This window comes from Acinetobacter sp. SFD, from assembly GCF_001647575.1.
GTDB lineage: Bacteria > Pseudomonadota > Gammaproteobacteria > Pseudomonadales > Moraxellaceae > Acinetobacter > Acinetobacter pecorum.
The window spans coordinates 134823-160248 of sequence record NZ_LSZJ01000001.1 but is presented as its reverse complement, the minus strand read 5'-3'; the positions used below and the strand labels follow the sequence as shown (position 1 = coordinate 160248).

The following is a 25426-nucleotide window of genomic DNA, read 5'->3' as shown; positions in this document are numbered from 1 at the left end:
ATGATGAATTTACTCATGTGCCCAGTCTGTCGCCAGCAGTTGAGCTTAAATGAAAGAACATGGCGATGTGAGAATCATCATAGCTACGATGTGGCCAAACAAGGTTATGTGAATCTGCATGTAGTTCAGCATAAGCATAGTAAAAATCCGGGTGATACACCTGAATCGGTTCAGGCACGCCGTGCATTCCTGAGTGCAGGTCATTATGCGCCTCTACAGCAGGCTGTGGTCGAGAAAATCCGAGATTTACGGATTGAAAACCTGCTGGATATCGGCTGTGGCGAAGGCTATTACACCAATGCCATGCAGGCTGAAGTGCTGCAATGTGTGGGAGTCGATATTGCCAAGAATGCAGTTCAGGTGGCTGCCAGACTGAATAAAGACATTACTTGGGTGGTAGGAACCGGGGCGACTTTACCTGTGTTGGATGAGTCGATTGATCTCTGTACCAGTTTATTTAGTCCGATTCCAAAACAGGAAATCCTGCGGGTATTAAAGCCAAAATCTTATCTGATGGTGGTGACCCCGGCACCACAACATTTATATGCCATGCGTGAAGCGCTGTTTGAAGAAGTCAAACCACATGAGCCACAAAAGTTTGTTGAGCAACTGCAAGATGAATTTGATCTGGTTCGTGAACAGGTAATTGATGCACCAATGATTTTGCCACAAGCTGATTTAAAAAACCTGATTGCCATGACCCCTTATGCCTATAAAGCCAAACCGGAACGCCGTCTGGCTCTGGAGCAACATGATCGGTTTGAACTGATGGCACAGTTCCAGATTTTCCTGTTCCAGAAGAAATAAAAATTGAATATATAAAAGCCCTCAACTGAGGGCTTTTATTTTTATATAGCAGCAGATTACTGCACTTCTTCGATCAGGTTTTCCAAGGAGTCTACCCGGTTCGGCTGTAGCGGCTGTTCTGGCGATACAGATTCATTATCTGGTAAGCGCGTTGGCTGATCCGGTAAATCTTCAAAATCATTTTGCTGACGTTTTGGCACGACAACTGGAGCGGGGCGGTAAAGTGCTGTCGCCAGAGGTGGAGAAGCCGGATGATTTTGCAGCTCCTCACCCTGAACCACCTTGTTGCGATTTACAGGTGCCTTGGCATTACGGTCTAAACGTACCCAGGCTTCCGGTTGGCCTTTTAATGCCTTGCCCATAAAATCGGTCCAGATCGGTAAAGCTGCTACACCACCATATTCACGGCGACCTAAGGTCGTCGGCTGGTCAAAACCGACCCAGGTAACCGTTACCAGTTTGCCATTGAAGCCGGCAAACCAGGCATCTTTGGCATCATTGGTGGTACCGGTTTTACCACCAATATCACTACGACCAATTCTTAATGCGGCACGACCGGTACCATGCTGAATGACATCACGTAGAATATTGGCCATGTCATAGGCAGAGCTGGATTTTAAAATACGTTCTGCCTGACGATAATTGCTGTCTTCATCTGAAATTTTCGGAGTCTCGGGTTTCTGGCCCAAGGTCGTATTGTTGATTGCAATTGCTTCATCATCGGCAGTAATGGGGTCAGTGACTTGAACGGGTTCTTCTTTTTCATTAATACATGAAATACACGCATATTCAGGCTTGGCTTCAAAGATGGTGTTGCCATAGGCATCTTCAATACGGGTAATAAAGTGCGGCTGAATTCGGTAGCCGCCATTAGCAAAGGTGGCATAACCGGTGGCCATCTGAATTGGAAGAACCTGTGGGGTGCCCAAGGCAATGGTATAGTTACGTGGAATCTGACTGTCCTGTAAACCAAAGTCCATAAATAACTGACGTGTACGTTCAATTCCGACCGTCTGCAATAAGCGCACCGAGACTGTATTACGTGACAGATAAAGGGCACGGCGTAGCGGGATCATGCCAAGATAACGGCCATCCGAGTTACGCGGTGACCATTTGCCAATGGTAATAGGTGCATCATTGACCATGGTATGTGGCGTCATGCCACGTTCTAAAGCCAGTGCATAAACAAAGGGCTTAATGGTAGACCCAGGTTGACGCCAGCCTTGGATGGCCCGGTTAAATTTTGACTGATAAAAATTATATCCGCCCACAATAGCTTCAATTGCACCATTATTTGGATTGATAGCAATCAGCTGTCCTTGTACTTTGGGAATCTGTACCAGTGACCAAGAGGTTTTATTTTCATTGGGTCTTAGACGGACAATATCTTTGACTTTAACAATTTGGGAAGCTTTGCCAGGTGCCCCGCCTACACTGTTAACGTTACGAAAGCGACGTGCCCAGGACATGCCTGACCACGGAACAGTCACGCTGCTCCCATCCTGCATGAGTGCTTCAAAGCTGGAAGTGCCTACCTTGGTTACTTGCGCAGGATAGGTATTGGCATAGGCACGGAAATTTTCAAGGGGTTGATCATGTGCTTCAGCTCCTCGCCAGCCGTGTCGACGGTCATAAGCTTCTAAACCTTCTTGTACCGCTTGCTCGGCATAGGTCTGACGTTCACTATGAATGGTGGTATAGACTTTATAACCAGAATCGATCGCCTGTTCACCAAAGTTTTGTACCAGCTCAGAACGTACCATTTCACCCACATAAGGGAATTTATTGCGGGTACTGCGATCCGGCATGTCCAGATTAATCGGTTCAGCAATGGCCTGCTGATACTGGCTCTGGTTTAAATAGCCCAATTGCAGCATACGTCCCAAAATCCAGTTACGACGCTCTAAAGCACGCTTGGGATTAGCAACCGGATTATAGCGGGAAGGTGCTTTAGGCAGGCCGGCGATCATGGCCATCTGTGCATTTGAAAGTTCTTCTAGACTCTTGTTGTAGTAAATTTTAGCTGCCGCTGCGATACCATAAGCATTTTTTCCAAGAAAGATTTTATTGACATACAGGGTCAGAATTTCTTCTTTACTTAGATTTTGCTCAATTTTACGGGCCAGAAAAATTTCAGTCAGTTTACGTTTCAACGTCCGTTCAGGACTGAGGTAATAATTTTTTGCCACTTGCATGGTAATAGTCGAGCCACCGGTCTGGACATCTGAACCGGTCACGGTCTCGCTGAGGGCACGTCCCAAGCTTTTAAAGCTGATGCCGCTATGCTCAAAAAAGCTGGAATCTTCCGCTGCGAGGAACGCATGAATAAACTCCTGCGGAATTTGTTCATATTTCACGGGAACTGAAAGCTTGCCGCCATATTCGGCAATTAATTCATTATCTGAACTAAATACTTGTAAAGGCTTTAATAAAGGTGCCTTTTTAAGCGTGGACATTTCAGGCAAAGATGGGGCAATATAGAGATACATGCCATAGAAACCCATCGGAATTGAGATCAGTATAATGATAATGATCAAAAAAAATGGATGAACAAGGCCTGAACAAGATAGCTTTTTCATAACAAGTAAGTTTTAATAAGAGCTAATGGCGAACTAATTACCGGTCAGTATATCCTGTCGATATCCATATTGTTAGATCAGTTATTGTATCTATATAAAATTATAGGCTGGACCAATTGGTAAGTTAGATTGAATTGGGGACAAAAAAATAATAGGAAGTATATTGTGCGCAGGTTATATCGTAAACCGAATAAGGGGTTAATAGGAGTCGATATTAGTTCGACTTCTGTTAAGGTTTTAGAACTTTCTGTAAAAAGTGGCCGTTATTGGGTAGAGAGTTATGCTTTGGTCCCATTATCGGAAAACAGTGTTGTTGAAAAAAATGTCTTAAATCCAGAAGCAGTTGCTGATGCGCTTGGGCGCGCAATTAATTTGGGCAATACCCAGTCGAATCAGACCGCTTTTGCAATTCCCACTTCAATGGCAATCACCAAGATCATTGAGATGGATGCAGATATGTCGGATGACGAACGTGAAGTTCAGATTCGTGAAGATGCGGAACAATATATTCCTTTCCCTCTCGATGAAGCCAGTCTGGATTTTGAAGTTCTGCCAGACCGTCTTGCCAATCCGAACCGGGTCAATGTGCTGCTGGTCGCGACCCGCATCGAAAATGTCGAAGCACGTTCCGAAGTTTTGGAAATTGCCGGACTGACACCCAAGATTGCAGATGTAGAAAGCTTTGCACTGGAAAATGCTTTTAAAGTATTTTCGGATACTTTGCCGATGGGGGTTAATACGGTCGGCATTTTAGACATTGGGCATAGTATGACCACCTTGTCGGTCATGCAGAACAACAAGATTATTTATACCCGTGAGCAGGTGTTTGGCGGCAAGCAGTTGACTCAGGAAATTCAGAACCGTTATGGATTGTCATTTGAAGAAGCTGGGCGTGCTAAAAAAACCCGTGCCTTGCCAGATGATTATGATATTGAAGTGCTGGAACCTTTTCTGGATGCGGTGGTACAGCAGGCAGCCCGTTCATTACAATTCTTTTTTTCATCCTCTCAGTTCAATGAGATCGACCATATTTTACTGGCCGGCGGAAATGCCAATATTCCAGGGCTGGCAAAATTATTACAACAAAAACTCGGTTACCGTGTCACGATCGCGAATCCATTTTTGCAAATGGGCTTTTCTCCGCAAATTGATATTAAAAAAATTGAAAATGACGCGTCATCACTCATGGTTGCATGTGGATTGGCCTTAAGGAGTTTTGATTAATGGCAAGAATTAACTTACTTCCTTGGCGTGATGAGCTAAGAATTAAAAGAAATAATGAATTCGTGGCGATTTGTGTGGGGGCACTGTTCTTAGGTTTAGCGGCAGCAGGTTCTACTTGGTTTTATTATGATCAAAAACTTCAGGATCATGAACAGGCCAATCAGCTGATTCAAAGCACCAACCAGAATCTGGATGTGCAGTTAAAGGCACTAGAAGGTTTGCAAGAACAGCGTAATGCGATTGTCGAGCGGATGAAACTGATTCAGGGATTACAGACCCAGCGTCCGATTGCAGTACATCTGATTGATGAAATTGTGCGGGTCACCCCAAGCAATATGTACATCACCAAATTCCAGCGTACCGGCGATAAATTTACCATTGAAGGTAAAGCTGAGAGTCCTAATACCGTAGCTGAACTGCTACGCAATCTGGAAGCTTCATCTTGGTATCGAAATGCCTTTATGAACGCTTTCCTGGTGGCTGAAGAAGCCAAAGAAAAGGCGCCGAGCTCGATTATTCCACGTGTGGAAGAATCTTATGGCAGTTTTACTGTAACTGTAGATCTGGATCAGATCGCTCAGCCAGTACTTAACGAAGAACAACAAGCAGTTACTACAACTACGGGGGCATCATCATGAGTAATGACGAGTACGATGAGTTCAACCAGGATGTCGTCGCTGTATCCAAAAATAAAATGACTGTTGAAAAGTTTTTTCAACAATTCAATACTCTAGATCCAAATAATTATGGTAGCTGGCCTTTAGCGGTCAAAATTACCTGCTGGATCTTCATTGCTGCATTGGCATTTGCAGTGATTTACTTTGTCATGATCAGAAGCACGATTGAGTCGATTTCGCAAGCCAGTGCCCAAGAACAAAACCTGCTGAATGAATTTCGCGAAAAAGAATCCAAATTACGCAACTTACAACAATATCAAATCCAACTGCAGGAAATGGAAGCCCGTTTTAACCAGCAGTTAGAACAATTGCCGAAAGAAACTGAAATTCCGGGTCTGGTTGAAGATATTAACCTGAGCGGCGTGAATTCAGGCCTGAAGTTTAAAAATATCCGACTGGAACCTGAAATTAAGCAAGAGTTCTTTATTGAGCAGCCAATTGCGATTGAAGCTACTGGGGATTATCACGCTTTTGGTTCCTTTGTGAGCAGTATTGCCGGCTTGTCACGTATCGTTACGCTACATGATTTCACTATTACCGGTACTGAAAACAAAGAGAAAAAATCTGAAATTCCAGTTATTGATTATGTGGTAAAAGCCAAAACTTATCGTTATGTCGGTAATGCTGACGGTGCTGCAATGCCGGCAGCTGACAGCACGGCTCAGGGGGCGCAGTAATGAAAAAAATTAAAATTACTTCGGCTTTAACGCTCGGGTTTTTATTGGTGGGATGTGATTCCCGTATTGATGCGGTCAATCAGGAAATGGCCAATATTCGTAATCAGCCGCCTTTACCAATTGAACCTGCACCTGATTTTATGCCAGTTGAAACCTTTAATTATGCAGCGCACCAGATCAAAAGCCCATTTTTACCAAGCTCTCTGGCTGCTGAGCTGAAAATTATGGCGGGGAAACGGGTTTATCCAAACCTATCACGTCAACTGCAACCGCTAGAAAGTTATCCGCTGGAAACTTTGACCATGAAAGGCAGCATGCGTAATCAGGCCGGGCAGATTCTGGCTTTAATCCAGACCCCTGATGGTGAAGTTGAGCGGATCCAGCGTGGTAGCTATATGGGGCTTAATCATGGCCGCGTGATTGGGATTACACCAACACAGATCAATCTGATTGAGATTATTCCAGATGGCCGTGAAGGATATGTGGAACGTCCGCGGAGCCTGGTTCTCATCGGGCCGGCGCCATAAGGTTTTAAAGGAATAACAATGAATAAGAGTATTAAAGAATTTATTTTTGGGGATGCTAATACAATGAATCGTGTGTTTCGTCAGTTTTCAATGGGTGCTGTTGCGATTGCGGTGATGCAAGCAGCCAGCGCACAAGTGGCCGTAACGAATGTGGTACCTATGCAGCTTCCTGGTCAAGGAACTGAAATTCGGGTGATGTTTAATGGTTTACCACCTCAACCACAAGCCTATCAATTAGAATCACCGTCACGTTTGATTCTGGACTTTGACAAGGCCCAACAGAATTTAAAACAAAGCAAAATTCCGGTCGCAACGCGTGAAGCCAGTTCGGTTGATGTTACTTCGGATGCACAGCGTGCCCGTTTGACGGTTAATCTGACAGATGCAGGTGCCTTTACCACTCGAGTAGAAGGCAATACTTTTATTCTTAAAATTAACTCGGCAACTCCTGTAGCCATAGCTCAACCTGTGCAGCAACAGTCAGCTCAGGGTATTAGCAACATTGGTTTCCAGCGCGGTGCGCAAGGTGAAGGCCAGGTCGTTATTGATCTATTAGGAAATAATACTCCTGTTGATGTACAGCAGCAGGGTACCAAGGTTATTGTGCGCACTTTAGGTTCCAAGATTCCGGCTCATTTGACCCGCCGTCTTAATGTGACAGATTTCGCGACTCCGGTATCAAGTGTGGATGCTGTGAATCAAAATGGTTCAGGAGTCATTACGATTCAGTCTGCGGAAAGTTATGAATATATGGCTTATCAGACTGATAACAAGCTGACCATCAGCTTGAAACGACCAGAAGCCAAGAGTCCCTTGCGTCCTAAAACCGTTGCCTATACCGGTAAGAAAATTTCTTTAGATTTTCAGGATATCGAAGTCCGTCGTGTATTACAGCTCTTAGCTGATTTTACCGATATCAATATGGTGGCTGCGGACAGTGTGCAAGGTAATATTACCTTGCGCTTAAAAGAGGTGCCTTGGGATCAGGCGCTAGATATTGTACTGAAAACCAAAAATCTGGATAAACGCCGCAATGGCAATGTGATCTGGATCGCACCAGTTACAGAGCTGATAAAGGCGGAAGAGGAAGAAGCTAAGGCGATTAAGCAGAGTGTCGCACTTGCGCCTATCCAGACGGAATATATGCAGCTCAGTTATGCCAAAGCAGCAGATATTGAGAAACTGATTACGCAGAATAAAGGCGCATCTAGTTCAGGCGGCTCGAGTAGCACGAATAATAATGAGGGTGGGGAAAGTTTATTAAGTTCCCGTGGTTCTGTGTCTGTTGATGCACGAACCAATACCATTATTGTGAATGATACCCAGCTCTTTATTGATAAAATCCGTAATATGGTAGATCTGCTTGATGTTCAGGTGAAGCAGGTGATGGTCGAAGCGCGTATTGTTCGAGCAACTACGGACTTTACCAAAGAGATGGGAGTAAAATGGGGAATTCTGTCTCAAGGGATTACCAACAATGATAGTCTTCTGGTCGGTGGTAGTGACACGACGTTATGGGATCTCAGAGATCCTCAAGAAAATGATTTGGGTGGGTATACCTATGATATTCAGCGTCCACAAAACCTGAATGTGGATTTGGGGGTAACCAGTCCAGGTGCCAGTCGTATCGCCTTTGGTTTAATCAGCCTTTCTGATTTTATGCTGGATCTTGAGCTTTCTGCACTTCAGGCAGATGGCTATGGTGAAGTAATTTCTACCCCTAAAGTACTGACTGCGGACAAGCAGAAAGCAACTGTTGCCTCTGGTTCTCAAATTCCGTATCAGTCAGCAGAGGGTGGTGGTGCGAATGCAGTATCTACTACGGAATTTATTGATGCTACGCTAAGTCTGGATGTCACACCAAGCATTACGCCAGATGGCAAAGTACAGATGGAACTCAATATTACCAGTGACTCACCGGGTAACCCAACACCGACTGGGCAGTTGACTATTAACAAAAACCAGATCACTACCAATGTCTTGGTGGATAATGGCGAAACCGTGGTTCTAGGCGGTATTTTTGAGCAGGAAACCCGTAATGCACAAACAAAGGTGCCATTCCTGGGGGATATTCCTTATGTAGGACGTTTATTCCGTAAAGATTTAAAGTCGGATAATAAACGTGAGCTACTGATTTTCGTTACACCTCGAATTGTTAATGACAGTGTTTCAAGAAATCATTAATATATTTTGAATTTAACAAAACGAATAGGTGACTCCTTGCCAAGCAAAGAGTTTGAAACCCTACCAAATATTTATTTGGTAGGGCCGATGGGGGCCGGTAAAACAACAGTAGGACGACATCTCGCAGAATTGTTAGGGCGTGAATTTCTAGACAGTGATCATGAAATTGAACGTAAAACAGGCGCGACTATTCCCTGGATTTTTGAAAAAGAAGGGGAGCAGGGTTTCCGTGACCGTGAAACTGCTGTCATTAATGACCTTACCTCACGTCCTCATCTGGTTTTAGCCACCGGCGGTGGTGCAATTACTCAGACCTTAAATCGAGATTATCTGAAACAGCGCGGAATCGTTGTCTATCTCTATACGCCGGTTGAAATTCAACTGCAACGTACTTATCGCGATAAAAACCGTCCCCTCCTTCAAGTCGAAAATCCGGAACAAAAGTTGCGTGATTTACTGGCAGTTCGTGATCCCTTGTATCGGGAAGTAGCACATCATATTATTGAGACCAATCAGGGTGCTGCGCGAGATCTGGCGCAGCGGATTCTCAATCTCATTGTTTCTAAAAATTAAGTTCATTGAATCAAGTGGTTAATCAAGCATGCAAACCTTATATGTAGAACTCGGAGAACGTCGTTATCCTATTTTTATTGGAAGCGATCTGGATCCAAAGGCCTTATTGGCTCCCTATATTCAGGGCAAGCAAGTGATGATTGTGAGTAATACCACAGTTGCACCACTTTATTTGCAGCGTTATCAAACTGCAATTGAAGCTCTGGACAAACGTGTTGCGACCTGTATTTTGCCTGATGGTGAAAAATATAAGGATAGCCAGCATCTGAACCTGATTTTTGATGCTCTGCTTGAAGCCGGGTTTAACCGCGATTGTACTGTACTGGCATTAGGTGGTGGCGTCATTGGGGATATGGCCGGATTTGCCTCGGCCTGCTTCCAGCGCGGAGTATATTTTATCCAGGTACCGACCACCTTGCTGTCGCAGGTCGATTCTAGTGTGGGTGGGAAAACCGGGATTAATCATCCACTGGGTAAAAACATGATTGGCGCTTTCCAGCAGCCCCAGGTGGTGCTGGCAGATATGTCGCAGCTTGCTACTTTACCGGACCGTGAGCTTTCAGCAGGTTTGGCTGAAGTGATTAAATATGCCCTACTTGGTGATAAAAAATTTTTAGTCTGGCTTGAAGCGAATATGGAAGGCCTGATTGCTCGTGATGAGCAGTTGCTTGCCGAAGCCGTTTATCGTTCATGTGCACATAAGGCACGGATCGTAGCCAATGATGAGAAGGAGCAAGGGGAACGTGCTTTACTCAATTTAGGTCATACCTTTGGTCATGCGATTGAATCCTATATGGGGTATGGTGTCTGGTTACATGGTGAGGCGGTTGCCACCGGTATGGTGATGGCTGCGGATCTGTCACAGCGTATGGGCTGGATTTCTCAAGAAGATTTAGAACGTACAAAAAAAATCATTTCTCGTGCCAAACTTCCTGTGGTTTGTCCTAAAATCCCTCTGGATGATTTTCTGGCCTATATGGCCCATGACAAAAAAGTCTTGAATGGACAATTGCGTCTGGTGTTGTTAAAGCAATTAGGCCAAGCAGTGATTACCCGGGACTTCGATTTCGAGTTAATGAAACAGGCAATTTTAGCCAATCAGGTATAGGTTTAGTTTTATGGCAGCGTTACATACTCCTTGGCAAAAGGTTCAGCATTATTTCTGGCTGGTCTGTGGTGTATGCTGCCTATTTGCTGCCTTAGTCTTTTGGGCGGTTACTGATTCAGATGATGTCATCGAAATTGAAAAAAAGCCTGAAACTGAAGTTCAGTTGCAGATTCAGCCAGAAAAAGTCTCAACAATGATCCATCTTGGTGCACTTTCTGATGAAGTGAAACCACTTGATCTGACCACGCGTACTATCGTGAATGCCAGTCATGAACCGGAATTTCGCGGTACCAAGTTTGTTAATGAAGCGAAAAACCAACATGCAATTGAATTGTTTCGCGTGACCAATGAAGCAATATTAAAAAGTTTCCTTAAAAAACAGTCAGATCGTAAGCCTTTTGTTTACTTAAGAATATCGGGTGAAAATCAGCCAGAGCAGTATGTGTTGTTATATGGTCAATTTAAGACTGCGGCACAAGCGAATCAGGCGCTTTCAACCCTCAATTTGAATTTACCTGCTTCGGTCAAGCCTGAAGTGGTACAAATCAAGCAGTATGTCAGTTTGGTGAATAGTTTGGGTTCAGAAGAATTAGCCAGTAATCAAAAGATTTATGACATTCATTTGAAAAATGTGCCTTTGCCAAAAATAGATGAATCGGCAAGAGTCAGAGCGCAAATCCAGCCGGAAATCAAGCCACGTAGTCCTGATGCCGTTACAACCAGTACCACAATTGTGCGTCGTGACACCTCTGGAAATGTGGTCGATGTGCAGAAATCTGAAAGCGCTGTAGAGAGTATGCCCCAACCGCAAAACAATTCTCGTCCTAGTCAGAACACTAATCCTCGTCCTCAAAATAACGAGATTAGTGATCCATTTAATTAGTCCGGTCTAAAATAGCGCACCTAGAAAATTAAAGAATCAAAAATGAGCGCTTTTGGTGCAAAAAATGCACATTGAAAATCACCTGTCTGGCGCTTATCTGCGCTAAATCTTTGTCATCTGTATAGTTTTAATTTTTGCTCTGTTTATTGGCATGGAATTTGCTTTATTGGTGCATGAATTGAATTAATCTCCCTGTTTTAGCGCGAAAAATGATTCGATGACACTATGTGAATGTCATATTTATTCCTGATTTTTATGTTATTCATCAGCAAAATAAACTTTATTTTTTATGCATTCTGTCTGAAAAAGGACTACGCTGAAGAAATAGAGAACAATGTTTTTGCTCTATCAAGACAGTCTTCGAAAGTTCATTAAACGCAGCGCAGAGAAGAATTTAGATTGTTTAACAGCCTATTGAGGCTTCGTGAAAGAAGGGTACGCTATGCACATGCCATCGCCTAATAATGTAGCTCCCGCTCAAGGTTTATACCAACCGGATGAGTTTAAAGATAACTGTGGTTTCGGTTTAATTGCCCATATGCAGGGTGATGCAAGCCATGATCTCGTCAAGACTGCGATTCATAGTTTGAGTTGCATGACCCACCGTGGTGGTATTGCCGCAGATGGCAAGACTGGAGATGGTTGTGGTTTGCTCTTGGCGATGCCAAAAAAATTCTTCCGTGAAGAAGCAAAACGCTTAAGCGATACCACCTTAAGTGAAGTCTTTGCTGTAGGTTCGGTATTCCTGAATCTTGATCCTGCGCTTGCGGCACACGCCAAACAGGTTTTAAACAAAGAGATTGAAGCTGAAGGTTTGATCGTTCTGGCCTGGCGTGTGATTCCAACCAATGTCGATGCTTTGGGTGAAATTGCCTTGCAATCGATGCCAGCATTTGAACAGGTGATTGTAAACTGCCCGATGGGTGTTACTGAGGTTGAATTTAACCGTAAGTTATTCCTGGCGCGTCGTCGTGCAGAGCAGCTGTTAAGCAATGATACTTCTTTTTACGTCACTACTTTATGTTCAACGGTGATCAGCTATAAAGGCTTGATGATGCCAGAAGCGATTGCAGATTTTTATACAGATCTGGCAGATCCGCGTCTGGAATCGCATATCGTGGTGTTTCATCAGCGCTTCTCGACCAACACCTTGCCACGCTGGCCGTTGGCACAGCCGTTCCGTTACCTCGCACACAATGGTGAAATCAATACCATTACTGCGAACCGTAACTGGGCCATGGCGCGGGTACCAAAATTTGAAAATCCGTTATTGCCCGGTTTAACAGAACTGAATCCGATTGTGAACCGCACCGGTTCGGATTCTTCGAGCCTGGACAACATGCTGGAGATTCTGGTCGGTGGCGGCATGGATCTGTTCCGTGCCCTGCGTATGCTGGTTCCGCCTGCCTGGCAGAATGTGGAAACTTTAGATGCTGACTTGCGTGCCTTCTATGAATTCAACTCAAAACATATGGAAGCCTGGGATGGTCCTGCAGGTCTGGTGATTCAGGATGGCCGACATGCGATCTGTATGCTGGATCGTAATGGTCTGCGTCCTGCACGTTGGGTCATCACCAAAAATGGTTATATCACGCTGGCTTCTGAAATTGGCGTCTGGGGTTATCAACCTGAAGATGTTATTTCTAAAGGACGTGTTGGCCCCGGCCAAATGCTGGTAATCGACACACAAACCGGCAAGGTGCTGGATACGCAAGATGTCAATAATCATCTGAAACGTATGCGTCCATACCGCGAATGGTTACGTGAAAATTCTGTGCGTCTGCAAGGCAGCCCAGAGCTGGAAGAATATTTATGTGATCAAGGCTTAAAAGGCGATGGCCTGAAAGCGGCACAAAAAATGTTCATGGTGACCTTTGAGGAACGTGACCAGTTATTGCGTCCGATTGCCGAAAGTGGACAGGAAGCTGTAGGTTCAATGGGGGATGATACCCCGATGGCGGTATTGTCACGTCAGGTTCGTCATGTATCGGATTATTTCCGCCAACAGTTTGCACAGGTGACCAACCCGCCAATCGATCCACTGCGTGAATCAATTGTGATGTCACTGGAAACCTGTTTTGGCCGTGAACAAAATGTATTTGAACAGGGTCCTGAACATGCTGATCGTCTGATTGTATCAAGTCCAGTACTGTCCAATTCTAAAATGCATCAAATCCGTACCCTGGGTCGTGCGGGCTATGAAATTGCAGATATTGATCTGAACTATACCGAATCTGAAGGTCTGGAAGCAGCGATTGCGCGTATCTGTGAAGAATCTGCACAGGCGATTCGTGATGGTAAAACCTTACTGGTGCTTTCTGACAAGAAAATCCGTGAAGGCTACTTGCCTGCCAATGCATTCATGGTGACCGGTGCTGTGCATCATCACCTGATCAAGACTGGTTTACGTACCGATGCGAATCTGATTATTGAAACCGGTTTTGCCCGTGATCCCCATCAGTTTGCAGTGCTACTTGGTTTTGGTGCAACTGCGATCTATCCATATCTGGCCTATGACGTGATCAATGATCTGGTCGCCAAAGGTGAGTTGTTGGGTGATCCGATTTATGCACAAAACAATTTCCGTAAAGGGATTGAAAAAGGTCTACTGAAAGTACTTTCGAAAATGGGTATTTCTACGGTTGCCTCTTACCGCGGCGGTCAGTTGTTTGAAGCAGTGGGCTTATCTAATGAAGTGGTGGATAAATGCTTCATCGGTGTGCCAAGTCGTATTCAGGGTGCCACTTTTGTCGATCTTGAAAATGATCAGAAACAGTTGGCGGATATTGCCTGGAAAAACCGTAAGCCAATTGATCAGGGCGGCTTGCTGAAATTTGTATTCGGCAAGGAATACCATGCCTTTAATCCGGACGTGATCAACTCGCTGCATAAAGCAGTGCGTTCGGGTAATTATGCGGACTTTAAAGAATATGCAGAACTGGTGAACAACCGTCCGATCGCAACGATCCGTGACTTATTTAAACTGAAAACAGACAACTCGATTCCAGTCGAACAAGTGGAATCTGTGGAAGAGATCCTGCCTCGCTTTGACTCTGCGGGTATGTCTTTGGGCGCATTGTCACCTGAAGCACACGAAGCGATTGCGATTGCCATGAATACCATTGGCGGTCGTTCAAATTCGGGTGAGGGCGGTGAAGATCCAGCGCGTTACGGCACCATCCGTAACTCGAAAATCAAACAAATTGCATCGGGCCGTTTTGGTGTAACGCCTGCTTATTTAACATCAGCAGAAGTTCTCCAGATTAAAGTCGCGCAAGGTGCAAAACCAGGTGAAGGTGGTCAGTTGCCGGGTGGTAAAGTGAATGGTCTCATTGCCCGTTTACGTTACTCTGTGCCGGGCGTTACCTTGATTTCGCCACCTCCGCATCATGACATCTATTCAATTGAAGATTTATCACAGTTGATCTTTGATTTAAAACAGGTTAACCCACAGGCGATGGTGTCAGTTAAGCTGGTTTCTGAACCGGGTGTCGGTACGATTGCGGCAGGTGTAGCGAAAGCGTATGCCGATTTCATTACCATTTCTGGTTATGATGGCGGGACAGCGGCTTCTCCACTTTCTTCAATTCATCATGCAGGTTCACCGTGGGAACTGGGTCTTTCTGAAGCGCATCAGGCCCTTCGTGTGAATGACCTGCGTGGTAAAGTTCGCGTACAGACAGATGGCGGTTTAAAAACCGGTCTGGATGTTGTCAAAGCAGCAATTCTGGGTGCAGAAAGCTTCGGCTTTGGTTCAACCCCAATGATCGCATTGGGTTGTAAATACCTGCGTATCTGTCACTTGAATAACTGTGCAACCGGTGTAGCAACTCAGCAAGATCACTTGCGTCAGGAACACTACATCGGCGAACCACAGATGCTGATTAACTTCTTCACCTTTATTGCTGAAGAAACCCGTGAATGGCTGGCAGCACTTGGTGTATCGAGTCTGAAAGACCTGATTGGCCGTACGGATCTGCTTGAAGTCTTGCCAGGTGAAACTGCAAAGCATGCACATCTTGATTTAAGCAAATTGCTTGAGTCACATCCTGCTGCAGAAGGTAAAGCACAGTACTGCGAAGTACAGGGCAATGCACCATTTGATAAAGGCATTCTGGCTGAAAAAATGGTGGATGAGATTCTGCCTGCAATTGAAGCGGGAACTGGCGGTGAATATAGCTTCATGATCGGTAACTGTGACCGTTCGATTGGTGCCCGTCTGTCTGGTGAAATTGCGAAACGCTATGGCAACCTGAGCATGGAAGCCCATCCGGTAAAAGTTCACCTGAATGGTACTGCGGGCCAGTCGCTGGGTGTATGGAATGCCGGTGGTCTGCATATCAGTCTGGAAGGCGATGCCAATGACTATGTTGGTAAAGGCATGGCTGGCGGTCGTATCTCTATCTTCCCGCCAAAAGGTTCGCCATTCCAGACGCAAAATACCGCAATTATTGGTAATACCTGTCTGTATGGTGCGACTGGCGGTAAATTATTTGCTGCCGGTACGGCAGGCGAACGTTTCGCAGTACGTAACTCGGGTGCATTTGCCGTAATTGAAGGTGCAGGCGATCACTGCTGTGAATATATGACCGGTGGTATTGTGACAGTGCTGGGTAAAGTTGGACATAACTTCGGTGCGGGTATGACTGGTGGTTTTGCTTATGTGCTTGATCTGGATAATGACTTCGTTGATTATTATAACCACGAGCTGATTGAGCTGAATCGCATTTCAACTGAAGCGATGGAAGAGCACAAAGCCTTCCTGGGTCGTATTCTCGATGAACATATTAAAGAAACGGGTAGTGCTTGGGCGTACAAGATCCGCCATGAGTTTGACTTTTACAGCCGCAAGTTCTGGTTGGTAAAACCAAAAGCAGCCAACTTGCAAACACTGTTGAAAACCACTCAAGCTGATCCACAATAATTCCACTACTGCAGAAACATAGGCAGATGTAAGGCAACTGTGAACCCCTTACATCTCCCCACGGAGAGAGACATGGCAGAACGCCTGAATAATGACTTTCAATTCCTGGATGTCGCACGCCAAGATCCAGAGAAAAAAGAGATTGATGTCCGCAAAGCAGAATTTGTGGAAATTTATAAGCCTTATACTGCGGAAATTGCAGCCAACCAGACGCATCGCTGCCTAGGCTGTGGTAACCCGTATTGTGAGTGGAAATGTCCGGTACATAACTATATTCCCAACTGGTTAAAACTGGTGTCAGAAGGACGTCTGTTCCAGGCGGCTGAACTATGTCACCAGACCAATACCTTGCCAGAAGTCTGTGGTCGTGTCTGTCCGCAAGACCGTTTGTGTGAAGGGGCATGTACTCTCAACGACGGTTTCGGCGCGGTGACGATCGGGAATGCAGAAAAATATATCAATGACACGGCCTTTGCATTGGGCTGGCGTCCAGATATGTCCAATGTGAAATGGACAGACAAAAAAGTTGCGATCATTGGTGCAGGCCCTGCTGGACTTGGCTGTGCAGATATTCTGGTGCGTAACGGGGTAAAACCGGTCGTGTTTGACAAGCGTCCGGAAATTGGTGGTTTGCTGACTTTTGGTATTCCAGAATTCAAAATGGAAAAAGACGTAATGAAACGCCGTCGTGAAATCTTCACGGGTATGGGGGTGGAATTCCGTCTGAACACTGAGATTGGTACCGATGTGACCATTGACCAGTTACTGGCTGACTATGATGCTGTATTCATGGGTATGGGCACCTATACTTATATGAAAGGTGGTTTTGCCGGTGAAGATCTGGATGGTGTTTACGATGCGCTGGATTTCCTGATTGCGAATGTCAATCGTTGCCAAGGCTGGGAAAAAGATCCGTCTGAATACATCAGTGTTGAAGGCAAGAAAGTCATCGTTTTAGGCGGTGGTGATACGGCTATGGACTGTAACCGTACTTCGATCCGTCAAGGTGCTGAATCGGTAGTTTGTGCTTACCGTCGTGATGAAGAAAATATGCCCGGTTCACGCCGTGAAGTGCAAAATGCGCGTGAAGAAGGGGTGAGTTTCCAGTTCAACCGCCAGCCAATTGAAATTGTGGGTGAAAATGGCAAGGTTACGGGTGTGAAATTTATTACTACTCAGCTAGGTGAGCCTGACAGTCGTGGTCGCCGTAGTCCAGAGCCGATTCCAGGTTCAGAAGAAATTCTTCCGGCAGATGCAGTTCTGCTGGCTTTTGGTTTCCGTACCAGTCCAGCAGACTGGTTCACCGATGTGGAAATCAATCTGGATGGTTCAGGTCGTGTCGTTGCCGCTGAGCAGCAACAATACAAATTCCAGACTTCGAATCCAAAAATCTTTGCTGGTGGTGATATGGTTCGTGGTTCTGATCTGGTGGTAACCGCAATCTGGGAAGGCCGTCAGGCAGCTGAAGGTATCCTGGATTACCTTGATGTCTAACTGTTAACGATCAATAGTCATCATTCAAACAACCCGCCACGGCGGGTTTTTTAATCTTTGTTAAGTTTGAGTCCTAAAATGGAAAGCATTAAAAATATTATAAAAAGTAACAAAACTTCAGAAAATAGTGTTTAAAATCAAATTAATTATATAAATATCAATAAAGAATTGAGGACGAGACATCATGCGTGTATTAAAACAATCTCTCATAGCTTTGATGCTGGCCAGTACCTTGACCCTGAGTGGCTGTGGCTATAATACCTTGCAAGTCAAAGATGAAGCAGTAACGGCAGCCTGGTCGGAAGTCCAGAACCAGTATCAGCGCCGTGCCGATCTGGTACCTAATCTGGTCAATGTAGTCAAAGGCTATGCCTCGCATGAAGAGCAGGTTTTAACAGAAGTGACCCAAGCACGTGCCAATGTTGCCGGCCTGAAAGTAGATCGTGAAGTACTGGAAGATCCTGAACTGTTTCAGCGCTATCAGGAAGCACAGGCGCAGATGACCAGCGCCTTGTCGCGTCTTTTGGCTGTCACAGAGAATTATCCGGACCTGAAAGCCAACCAGCAGTTCCGTGATTTGCAGGTACAGCTAGAAGGAACTGAAAACCGGATTGCTGTGGCACGTAACCGTTACATTACCACGGTTCAGGACTTTAACTCTTATGCACGTCAGTTCCCGCAAGTCATGACTGCCAAAGTGATCGGAATGGAGCCTAAACCGAACTTTAGCGCCGAGCAAAGTGCCCAGAAAGCTCCAACGGTTTCCTTTGAGTAATAACTGATTTAAAAATAAGCGAGAAATCGGATGCCTGATATGCTGCTGAAATACTGTGCCGGGTTGCTCCTCATGTTGGGCATGGGGATGGTAGCGCCTGTGTCAGCAGAAACAGCCACAGCTACGGATACTGAAGAAGTCGTCGTGGCCCGTGAAATTTTGCAGCCTAAAACGGGTCAAAATGTTCCAGCTCAAAAAAGTGGACTTGAAACAGAAACTGCAGCAGCATCACAGCCACAAATTGCTAATGATATGGCTGAAGGGCAGCTGCAGCGCGACTTACCAAGCCTGAACCAGCCTATTATTGACCAAGCCAATATACTCAGTGCTACTGAAAAGCAGCAACTCAGTCAGCGTATTCTGAAACTCTATGAGGAAGGAAAAGGCCAGATTGGTGTAGTGATTGTGCCAACGACGGGCCAGGAAGATATTTTTGATTATTCCATGCGGGTGGCGGAGGCCTGGCAGCTTGGTTCGGCTAAACGGGATAATGGTTTATTGATGACCATTGCTATCAATGATCGCCGCATTCAGATCTTGACCGGTTATGGTCTGGAAGGCGTGCTGCCCGATATTGTGGCAGGCCGTATTATTCATGACACCATCACGCCGTATTTTAAGCAGGGCCAGTATGCGCAAGGGATTGCTGCAGGCCTGACTGAAATTGAGCGGATTTTAAATCTTGATCCTGAAATTGCAGCACAGGCGGCCGATGAGCTTAAAGAGCGTCAGGAACAGGCTTATCAGGCACAAAAAGCCAGTAAAGCGACGTTGAGTAGCGTGCTGTTTATTGTAGTCGCAGGTGTCGTGGGGTCCATGATTTTTGGCAGAAAACTGAGCGCCGCGACTGCCGCAGTTGCAGGGACTGCTGCCGGTCTGGTAAATGGCATGGGTTTGCTTGCAAGTTTGATGATTGGCGCAGGTATTTTCTTTTTATTGATCACCTCTATAGCCCAGCTGATTTTACATGCCTTTTTGGCCGGTGGCGGTCGAGGCGGCGGTAGTGGCCGTGGTGGTTTTGGTGGCGGCGGCTTCGGCGGTGGCGGTGGAGGTTTTGGCGGGGGAGGAGCATCAGGCTCATGGTAACAACGACAGATACAACAGATATAGTCACGCAGCCCAAACTGGAAGAACATGCACAGCCAAGCTTTAAACGCTGGCTCAAGCATTTCTTTTATATGCCGGCAACCAAGCGCTTTTTTTCCAAGCAGGATCAGCATGCGATTGCAGTGGCGGTGGAAGAAGCAGAGCATGGACATGTGGGAGAGATTCAGGTGGTGATTGAAGGCTGTCTGCCTTCACGATCTGCTTATTATCAAGATACACTTTGTCGTGCCCGACAGTTATTTGCTGAAATTGGGGTTTGGGATACTGAATATAATAGTGGGGTATTACTCTATTTGAATCTGTGCGAGCACAAGGTTGAAATTGTGATTGATCGGGGAATTAAGAATGCGACGACCCAGCAGGTCTGGGATGAAATCTGTCAAAACATCATTCAAAATCTGGCTCAGCAGAGGTTTAAAGAAGGTGTCATTGAAGGCGTGAAACAGATTGGAGAGGTTTTAGATCATTACTATGATCGAAAAAAAGATGATTTAGAGAATGAATTAGGTAATAAACCGATTATATTGGGGTGATTTTAGTCAACTAACTGACATTTTTTGTCAGTTAGTTACACAAAATAAAACACAAAAATTACAAAAATAAAAATATTTTTTTAAAGTGCTGTTTTTTCTCTCAATTTTATTATAATAAAACTTGGCACACTTAGTGCTAAATATAAAATTAAGCTAAATGAGCTTTTCTTTAGGCTTATAAATAAACAAAAAACATTTGTGGAGAATGTTATGAATACAGTACAAAAGGGTTTTACCCTTATTGAATTAATGATTGTTGTAGCAATTATCGGTATTTTGGCTGCGATTGCGATTCCTGCTTACCAAGACTATATTGCAAAATCTCAAGCAACTGGCGGTCTTGCTGAAATTTCACCTGCTAAAACTGCATTTGAAGTGGCTGTAAATGAAGGTAAAGCACCTTCTCATGATTCTACAGCACCTGGTTATGTTGGTGTTTCAACTGCGACAGCACGTTACTGTACAGTGACTGTTACAGCTCCTACAGCTCAAGCCAACGGCTCTATTGCATGTGTATTCAAGAATGGTAATGCTACTAAAATTAATGGTAAGGGTGTTACTTTAACTCGTGATAATGCAACCGGTACTTGGGCTTGTACGACGACTGGTACTTTAGATGCTAAATACAAACCAGGTTCATGTTCATAATTTGAATTTAAGTTAAAAGAGAGAGCCGTTAGGCTCTCTCTTTTTATAGCTTAATATTTGTTATTGGGTTGCCTAAATTGTTCATAATATAAGGTTCTAAATGTAGAGATCGTCCTGAATCCCAAAAAGCTGGTGCCCCTTCAAAATCAATGCTAACACAGTCTTTACAGATAATATCCTGTCCATGTACCACCAAAAGAATGCTCGAAAAGAGGACAATTAAAAGCATCCATAGATATTTCATTGAGTTTTTATCTGAAGGTGCAGTATTGAGGCTAAGACAAAAACTGAGTGTATATGCCAAGACACACAAACTTGTGATTTGACTGACTGGGTAAAGCAAACTGCCTGACAGCATTGAGTTGACAAAAATAGCCACAGTTCCAGCTAGTAGAATAGGGGGAACATTACTAATTTTATGTTTAACTTGTCTATACAGCAGAACGATCAGTCCAAGTAACAGGCATGCAGAAATGCCCCATTCACTTAAAAACTTCAGCCCAATATTATGTGGGTGTGCAATGACGGTATAAGGCTGTTGCAAAAGGAAATGATTGCCTCCGACTCCTAAAATTGGGTGTTCAAGCCAAGTATTCAATGCTTTTAACCATAAATCGAGTCGACCTGAGCTACTAGTTCTTGCTAGAGTAGATCCGATTGGATTGGGTAAAATTTGATGATAGATAACATATAGGCTAAGTGCACCGAGACCTGATAAAACAGGGAGCTTAAAATCAAATAGCTTGTTTTTTTTATGATAAATAAAACTCAATATAAGCCCAGTGATGATCGCAAGTAAACATGCTCTTGCACCATGAAACAAAAAACTCAGTAAGTAAATGATTGAAATACTATAGAGCGAAACTTTGAGTAGCCATTGCTTGGGTTTTGAGAGTTGATCAGATCCTTTCAAAAAGCCAATACGGAGCCATAGAAGAAATAAGCAGGGCAATAGAGCATCATCAAGCATCCGAATATTGGTAAAGGATTGGGTCCAAGCACCAATGCCACCTTGTAACCGATCCCAAATCGCAACAGGTAAAAAAATAAGTGTCAGCATGGGTAGAATTGCTACGCATGCAAGCATATTTTCTGTAATTTTTTTATAGTGTTGAAAGAGGTTGGTATAGATGAGGCAAACGCTCATGAGTAAAAAATATAAAGAGGCATCCGCAAAAGCACGAGGGGAATAATCTGCTTGCCAAGCAGAAATAAATACCAAAGTCGCTAATAATGCGATGAGTGGAAAGATGATTTTTCTTATTTTTTCGTCAAATATTTGATATTTTTCTTTAAAGAGTAGATGAAGGCCTAGAACATTGGTTGTCAGTAATAATAAAATTTCGTAGATTCGCCATGCATCATAAGGCGCTTTGACCCAATATGCACTTAAACTTGAAAATGCAATAAAACAGAAAATGGGAATTAAAATAAGCAACGATTTGTTTATAATATGGAACATTGAGAGATCCTTCTAAGTCTTTCTATATAGGGGAATTATATGAAAGATATAAAGCAAATAGTAAAAGAAAAGTTCAAAGCATTTGCAGTCCATTTTGCATTATCTTTCTTGATTTTAAGTTTGATCATAAGTTTTATTTATTTTGTCTGGTATCCGGGGCCGATTTTACAGGCTGTTCAAGCAAGTAAAATTTTATTGTTGGTAATTCTTATTGATGTGGTATTGGGACCATTATTGACATTTATCGTGTATAAAAAAAATAAAAAAACCTTGAAAATGGACTTAGTAGTGATTGGCTTTATTCAGGTAATTGCTTTGGCCTTCGGTATAAGCAGTTTAGCTTTAGCCAAACCTGTATGGATTGCATTTAATGGTAATAAGTTTGAATTAATTCAGAAAAATGAAATCATTTATACAGGTGAAAATACACTACAGGAGTTTTTGAGTAGTCATTATTGGTCAAAACCTAAATTTGTAGCGGTAAAACTTTCAAGTGACCCTAAGGTGAAAGAAGCACAAATCATGGAAGAAGTTTTTTCGGGTATATCATTAGCCCAAAAGCCTGAAAATTATGTGGAAATTAAACAGGTATTCCCAGAGATTGTAAAATCATCTTATCCACTACAAGATTTATATCAATATAATGATCAAGCTCGCGTAGATGCCATCATAGAACGCTATTCAATACACCACCATTGGTTACCATTAAAAGCAAAAGAAGTAGATATGGTTGTTTTAGTAGGGAATACAGAAAACGATTTTGAAATAGTAGACTTACGCCCGTGGCGCTAATTTCGGTTTAGCATACTTTTTAAAAAAGCAGATTACCCCAAATCTGCTTTTTTGTTTATCATGTGCCAAACTTCCACTGCATGATATTTCCATGAAATTCACGCTCGCCCTCATCGCAGCAATCCTGATCTCCTTTGCATGGCTCATGCCTGTACATTACCGCCCATGGGTGACTTATACGGGTGAACTCTATGCCTTTTTTGCGCTATTTGCGTTAGTTGCAATTTGCTTAAAAGAAAAACTCAAAATTCCTGCGGTCAGTCTGCCCTTATTAGTGCTTGCCTGCGCGCCCTTGACTCAATTTCTACTGGGGCAGGTATTTTTCTTTAGCATCGCCATGATGGGCTTTATTTTTGTTTTTAGCTTTTGGCTCGCAAGTATGTTGGGTTATCAACTTTCAACAAGGCAATATAACAGGGAACAAACATTTACCTATCTGAGTTTTGTATTCGTAGTTTCGGGTGTAGTGACAGGTCTGATTGCGCTGTGTCAATGGTCTAATTTGGATGCAATTTTACCGGGCATGGTCAATATTAACGGTAATCAACGACCCTATGCCAATTTTGCTCAGCCGAATAATATGGCGACGTTTTTAGTCATGGCATTGATGAGCTGCCTTTATTTATATGAAAAGAAAAAAATTCAGACCAAGTGGCTATTTGTCTGTGCTGTAGTGATTGTTATGGGAGTGGCTTTAAGTCAGTCACGTACTGCTTGGGTCGCTGCAATTGCGATCATGTTGTATTTAGCTTTCTATCAATATAAAGGTGTTATTCGCCTGAAATGGTATTACAGCATCGCTTGGTTCATTTTCTTTATTGCATGTATTGTGGCCTTTCCTTTACTCAGTCAGTTGGCTGCGCAGGCAATGGATACGGACGTAGTTCAAAGCCGGGATGTAGTAGCGCGTGCCACCGGTGATATGTCACGCCTCGCAATCTGGCAGCAAATGATTGCCGCGATTCAGGCGCAGCCATGGTTTGGCTATGGCTGGTATCAGACCAGTGTGGCTTTTGTCTCGATTAGTGATACGGTACAAGGTCCGGTCTGGATTCGTAGTGCGCATAATTTTATTCTGGACTTTTTGCTCTGGAATGGCTTAATTATTGGACTGCCATTTCTGGCGTACTTTGGTTGTCTGGGCTATCAGTTACAACGCTGGGTGAATACGCCAGAATCAGTGATCGGTATTCTCATGATCGGGGCTTTTGTGATACATGCCATGTTTGAGTTTCCACAGCATTATGCCTATTTCCTGTTACCGGTGGGTTTTATTCTGGGTACGGTTCTGGCACAAAATCCAAAAATTAAAATAATAGTTATGCCATCAATCGGTATGAAATTCATTTTTGCTGTTGGGTTGCTTTTATTGATTGTGATTTATCGCGACTATGATGTTGCGGTGCCAAAACTTGGACAAAGTATTCGTTATGAAAAACAGCCGGAAAAAATCACCAATGAAAAACCAATTTATCTGCTGACCGAGTTTAATCATCGTATTGGCTGGATTCGTTTAAATCCTTATAGCGACGCCTCTGCTGAGCAGATTAAGGAAGGTGAACAGATGGTGTTAACTTACCCAACCAAATATAACCTGATCAAATATGCCAAACTTTTAGCTTTTAATGGCTATGAGGCGGAAGCCAAGTACCAGCTGAAGCGCTTAAGAACCATTCAAAAGACTGAACTGAGTTATGATGAATTAACGCAGGATATGCCACGCTAAATACAAAAAAGCCAGCAGATGCTGGCTTTTTTAATTTAATTCCAGTTTTAGAGCTGGCTTTGGATATAGTTTTCGATACCAACACTTTCAATCAGATCAATTTGTGTTGTGGTCCAGTCCAGATAATTTTCTTCTTTTTCCAGGATTTCCTGAACCAGATCGCGGGTCACATAATCCATTTGGGTTTCAGCCAGTGCGACAGCTTTCTGGATAGCTTCGATATTTTCCTTCACTTTGCGTACATCACAATGCAGTACTTCTTGAGTATGCTGGCCGATATACAGTTTGCCCAGATTCTGCAAATTCGGCAAACCTTCCAAAAATAAAATACGTTCAATAATTTTATCGGCATGCTTCATCTGAACGATGGATTCTTTATATTCTGCCGAGCCTAGTTTCTCAATGCCCCAGTCATTAAACATGCGCGAATGCAAGAAATACTGGTTAATCGCGGTTAGGTGGTGATACAACACCTGATTGAGCTGATTAATCACATCACGATTGCCTTTCATTACATCACTCCATTTAAATCTGTTTTATCTTTCTAAGAAAGCGTTTTAACTTTGATAGTAAAGCAAGTCAGTGGCCAATGGCGAGTAATTTATGGAACAGCAAATGAAAATCGCAATCGAATCCATCCAGACTCAGATAAATGGCAATAAAAACCCGCCAGAGTCAGAGGCGGGGGAGGAGGAATGATCGAAGACCATTGATTTATGATTGTGT

Annotated in this window: 20 protein-coding genes; 17 read left to right on the top strand and 3 right to left on the bottom strand. The window is 43.8% G+C overall.

Annotation, left to right across the window (positions count from 1 at the left end; translation table 11 throughout):
- Nucleotides 1–3 precede the first annotated feature (3 nt).
- Nucleotides 4–807 carry a putative RNA methyltransferase gene (locus AY605_RS00855; protein ID WP_005101392.1) on the top strand — a complete coding sequence of 268 codons (804 nt, stop codon included), beginning with the start codon at nt 4–6 and terminating at the stop codon, nt 805–807.
- Nucleotides 808–863: 56 nt separating this feature from the next.
- Here the strand turns inward: AY605_RS00855 and ponA are convergent, their stop codons facing one another.
- Nucleotides 864–3386, bottom strand: coding sequence for a penicillin-binding protein PBP1a (ponA, locus tag AY605_RS00850; RefSeq protein WP_064094605.1), 2523 nt, complete (start codon nt 3384–3386; stop codon nt 864–866).
- Nucleotides 3387–3551: 165 nt separating this feature from the next.
- On the opposite strand from ponA, the gene AY605_RS00845 reads away from it, so the two are divergent.
- The 14 genes from AY605_RS00845 (at nt 3552) to AY605_RS00780 (ending at nt 20720) form a co-directional block, all read left to right on the top strand.
- Nucleotides 3552–4610 carry a pilus assembly protein PilM gene (locus tag AY605_RS00845; protein ID WP_064094604.1) on the top strand — a complete coding sequence of 353 codons (1059 nt, stop codon included), beginning with the start codon at nt 3552–3554 and terminating at the stop codon, nt 4608–4610.
- A complete protein-coding gene (locus AY605_RS00840) occupies nt 4610–5248 on the top strand; it encodes a PilN domain-containing protein (protein ID WP_064094603.1) in 639 nt (212 codons plus the stop codon). Before AY605_RS00845 ends, AY605_RS00840 begins: the two co-directional genes overlap by 1 nt.
- Complete coding sequence (locus tag AY605_RS00835; RefSeq protein WP_064094602.1) at nt 5245–5964, top strand: type 4a pilus biogenesis protein PilO; 720 nt, start codon at nt 5245–5247, stop codon at nt 5962–5964. Before AY605_RS00840 ends, AY605_RS00835 begins: the two co-directional genes overlap by 4 nt.
- Entirely contained in the window at nt 5964–6491 is a 528-nt protein-coding gene (locus AY605_RS00830) for a pilus assembly protein PilP (protein ID WP_064094601.1), read from the top strand. Before AY605_RS00835 ends, AY605_RS00830 begins: the two co-directional genes overlap by 1 nt.
- A gap of 18 nt (nt 6492–6509) precedes the next feature.
- On the top strand, nt 6510–8675 hold the full coding sequence (pilQ, locus tag AY605_RS00825; protein WP_064094600.1) for a type IV pilus secretin PilQ family protein: 2166 nt from the start codon (nt 6510–6512) through the stop codon (nt 8673–8675).
- A gap of 36 nt (nt 8676–8711) precedes the next feature.
- The gene (gene aroK, locus AY605_RS00820; RefSeq protein ID WP_064094599.1) at nt 8712–9248 is read left to right on the top strand and encodes a shikimate kinase AroK; all 537 of its coding nucleotides are present in this window, start codon (nt 8712–8714) and stop codon (nt 9246–9248) included.
- A 28-nt stretch (nt 9249–9276) separates the two neighbouring features.
- On the top strand, nt 9277–10356 hold the full coding sequence (gene aroB, locus AY605_RS00815) for a 3-dehydroquinate synthase (protein ID WP_064094598.1): 1080 nt from the start codon (nt 9277–9279) through the stop codon (nt 10354–10356).
- Between the two features lie 10 nt (nt 10357–10366).
- Nucleotides 10367–11239 (top strand): hypothetical protein, encoded by an 873-nt coding sequence (locus AY605_RS00810; RefSeq protein WP_064094597.1) that lies wholly within the window; start codon nt 10367–10369, stop codon nt 11237–11239.
- 448 nt (nt 11240–11687) lie between these two features.
- Complete coding sequence (gene gltB / locus AY605_RS00805; RefSeq protein ID WP_171254889.1) at nt 11688–16163, top strand: glutamate synthase large subunit; 4476 nt, start codon at nt 11688–11690, stop codon at nt 16161–16163.
- Between the two features lie 72 nt (nt 16164–16235).
- Complete coding sequence (locus AY605_RS00800) at nt 16236–17657, top strand: FAD-dependent oxidoreductase (protein ID WP_064094595.1); 1422 nt, start codon at nt 16236–16238, stop codon at nt 17655–17657.
- Nucleotides 17658–17841: 184 nt separating this feature from the next.
- Nucleotides 17842–18432: a LemA family protein gene (locus AY605_RS00795; protein WP_064094594.1), complete on the top strand. Its 591-nt coding sequence runs from the start codon at nt 17842–17844 to the stop codon at nt 18430–18432.
- A 30-nt stretch (nt 18433–18462) separates the two neighbouring features.
- On the top strand, nt 18463–19518 hold the full coding sequence (locus AY605_RS00790; protein WP_064094593.1) for a TPM domain-containing protein: 1056 nt from the start codon (nt 18463–18465) through the stop codon (nt 19516–19518).
- Nucleotides 19512–20072, top strand: a complete 561-nt coding sequence (locus AY605_RS00785; RefSeq protein WP_064094592.1) for a TPM domain-containing protein — start codon at nt 19512–19514, stop codon at nt 20070–20072. The genes AY605_RS00790 and AY605_RS00785 overlap by 7 nt, the downstream gene beginning before the upstream one ends.
- A 210-nt stretch (nt 20073–20282) precedes the next feature.
- Entirely contained in the window at nt 20283–20720 is a 438-nt protein-coding gene (locus AY605_RS00780; RefSeq protein WP_064094591.1) for a pilin, read from the top strand.
- Between the two features lie 43 nt (nt 20721–20763).
- Here the strand turns inward: AY605_RS00780 and AY605_RS00775 are convergent, their stop codons facing one another.
- A complete protein-coding gene (locus AY605_RS00775) occupies nt 20764–22182 on the bottom strand; it encodes an O-antigen ligase family protein (RefSeq protein ID WP_064094590.1) in 1419 nt (472 codons plus the stop codon).
- A gap of 39 nt (nt 22183–22221) precedes the next feature.
- Here AY605_RS00775 and tfpZ point away from each other — a divergent pair, with 39 nt between their 5' ends.
- Together tfpZ and AY605_RS00765 are read left to right on the top strand one after the other, a co-directional pair.
- Nucleotides 22222–22974, top strand: a complete 753-nt coding sequence (gene tfpZ / locus AY605_RS00770; protein ID WP_064094589.1) for a TfpX/TfpZ family type IV pilin accessory protein — start codon at nt 22222–22224, stop codon at nt 22972–22974.
- A gap of 91 nt (nt 22975–23065) precedes the next feature.
- On the top strand, nt 23066–24700 hold the full coding sequence (locus tag AY605_RS00765) for a PglL family O-oligosaccharyltransferase (RefSeq protein ID WP_064094588.1): 1635 nt from the start codon (nt 23066–23068) through the stop codon (nt 24698–24700).
- Between the two features lie 47 nt (nt 24701–24747).
- On the opposite strand, the gene bfr is transcribed toward AY605_RS00765, so the two are convergent.
- Nucleotides 24748–25212, bottom strand: coding sequence for a heteropolymeric bacterioferritin subunit Bfr (gene bfr / locus AY605_RS00760; RefSeq protein WP_064094587.1), 465 nt, complete (start codon nt 25210–25212; stop codon nt 24748–24750).
- Between the last annotated feature and the right edge of the window lie 214 nt (nt 25213–25426).

Bases quoted from the DNA above. Each gene is read 5' to 3' on its own strand.
- AY605_RS00855 (WP_005101392.1), top strand. From the start codon at position 4: ATGAATTTACTCATGTGCCCAGTCTGTCGCCAGCAGTTGAGCTTAAAT.
- ponA (WP_064094605.1), bottom strand. From the start codon at position 3,386: ATGAAAAAGCTATCTTGTTCAGGCCTTGTTCATCCATTTTTTTTGATC.
- AY605_RS00840 (WP_064094603.1), top strand. From the start codon at position 4,610: ATGGCAAGAATTAACTTACTTCCTTGGCGTGATGAGCTAAGAATTAAA.
- AY605_RS00835 (WP_064094602.1), top strand. From the start codon at position 5,245: ATGAGTAATGACGAGTACGATGAGTTCAACCAGGATGTCGTCGCTGTA.
- AY605_RS00830 (WP_064094601.1), top strand. From the start codon at position 5,964: ATGAAAAAAATTAAAATTACTTCGGCTTTAACGCTCGGGTTTTTATTG.
- pilQ (WP_064094600.1), top strand. From the start codon at position 6,510: ATGAATAAGAGTATTAAAGAATTTATTTTTGGGGATGCTAATACAATG.
- aroB (WP_064094598.1), top strand. From the start codon at position 9,277: ATGCAAACCTTATATGTAGAACTCGGAGAACGTCGTTATCCTATTTTT.
- AY605_RS00810 (WP_064094597.1), top strand. From the start codon at position 10,367: ATGGCAGCGTTACATACTCCTTGGCAAAAGGTTCAGCATTATTTCTGG.
- gltB (WP_171254889.1), top strand. From the start codon at position 11,688: ATGCCATCGCCTAATAATGTAGCTCCCGCTCAAGGTTTATACCAACCG.
- AY605_RS00800 (WP_064094595.1), top strand. From the start codon at position 16,236: ATGGCAGAACGCCTGAATAATGACTTTCAATTCCTGGATGTCGCACGC.
- AY605_RS00795 (WP_064094594.1), top strand. From the start codon at position 17,842: ATGCGTGTATTAAAACAATCTCTCATAGCTTTGATGCTGGCCAGTACC.
- AY605_RS00790 (WP_064094593.1), top strand. From the start codon at position 18,463: ATGCCTGATATGCTGCTGAAATACTGTGCCGGGTTGCTCCTCATGTTG.
- AY605_RS00785 (WP_064094592.1), top strand. From the start codon at position 19,512: ATGGTAACAACGACAGATACAACAGATATAGTCACGCAGCCCAAACTG.
- AY605_RS00780 (WP_064094591.1), top strand. From the start codon at position 20,283: ATGAATACAGTACAAAAGGGTTTTACCCTTATTGAATTAATGATTGTT.
- AY605_RS00775 (WP_064094590.1), bottom strand. From the start codon at position 22,182: ATGTTCCATATTATAAACAAATCGTTGCTTATTTTAATTCCCATTTTC.
- tfpZ (WP_064094589.1), top strand. From the start codon at position 22,222: ATGAAAGATATAAAGCAAATAGTAAAAGAAAAGTTCAAAGCATTTGCA.
- AY605_RS00765 (WP_064094588.1), top strand. From the start codon at position 23,066: ATGAAATTCACGCTCGCCCTCATCGCAGCAATCCTGATCTCCTTTGCA.
- bfr (WP_064094587.1), bottom strand. From the start codon at position 25,212: ATGAAAGGCAATCGTGATGTGATTAATCAGCTCAATCAGGTGTTGTAT.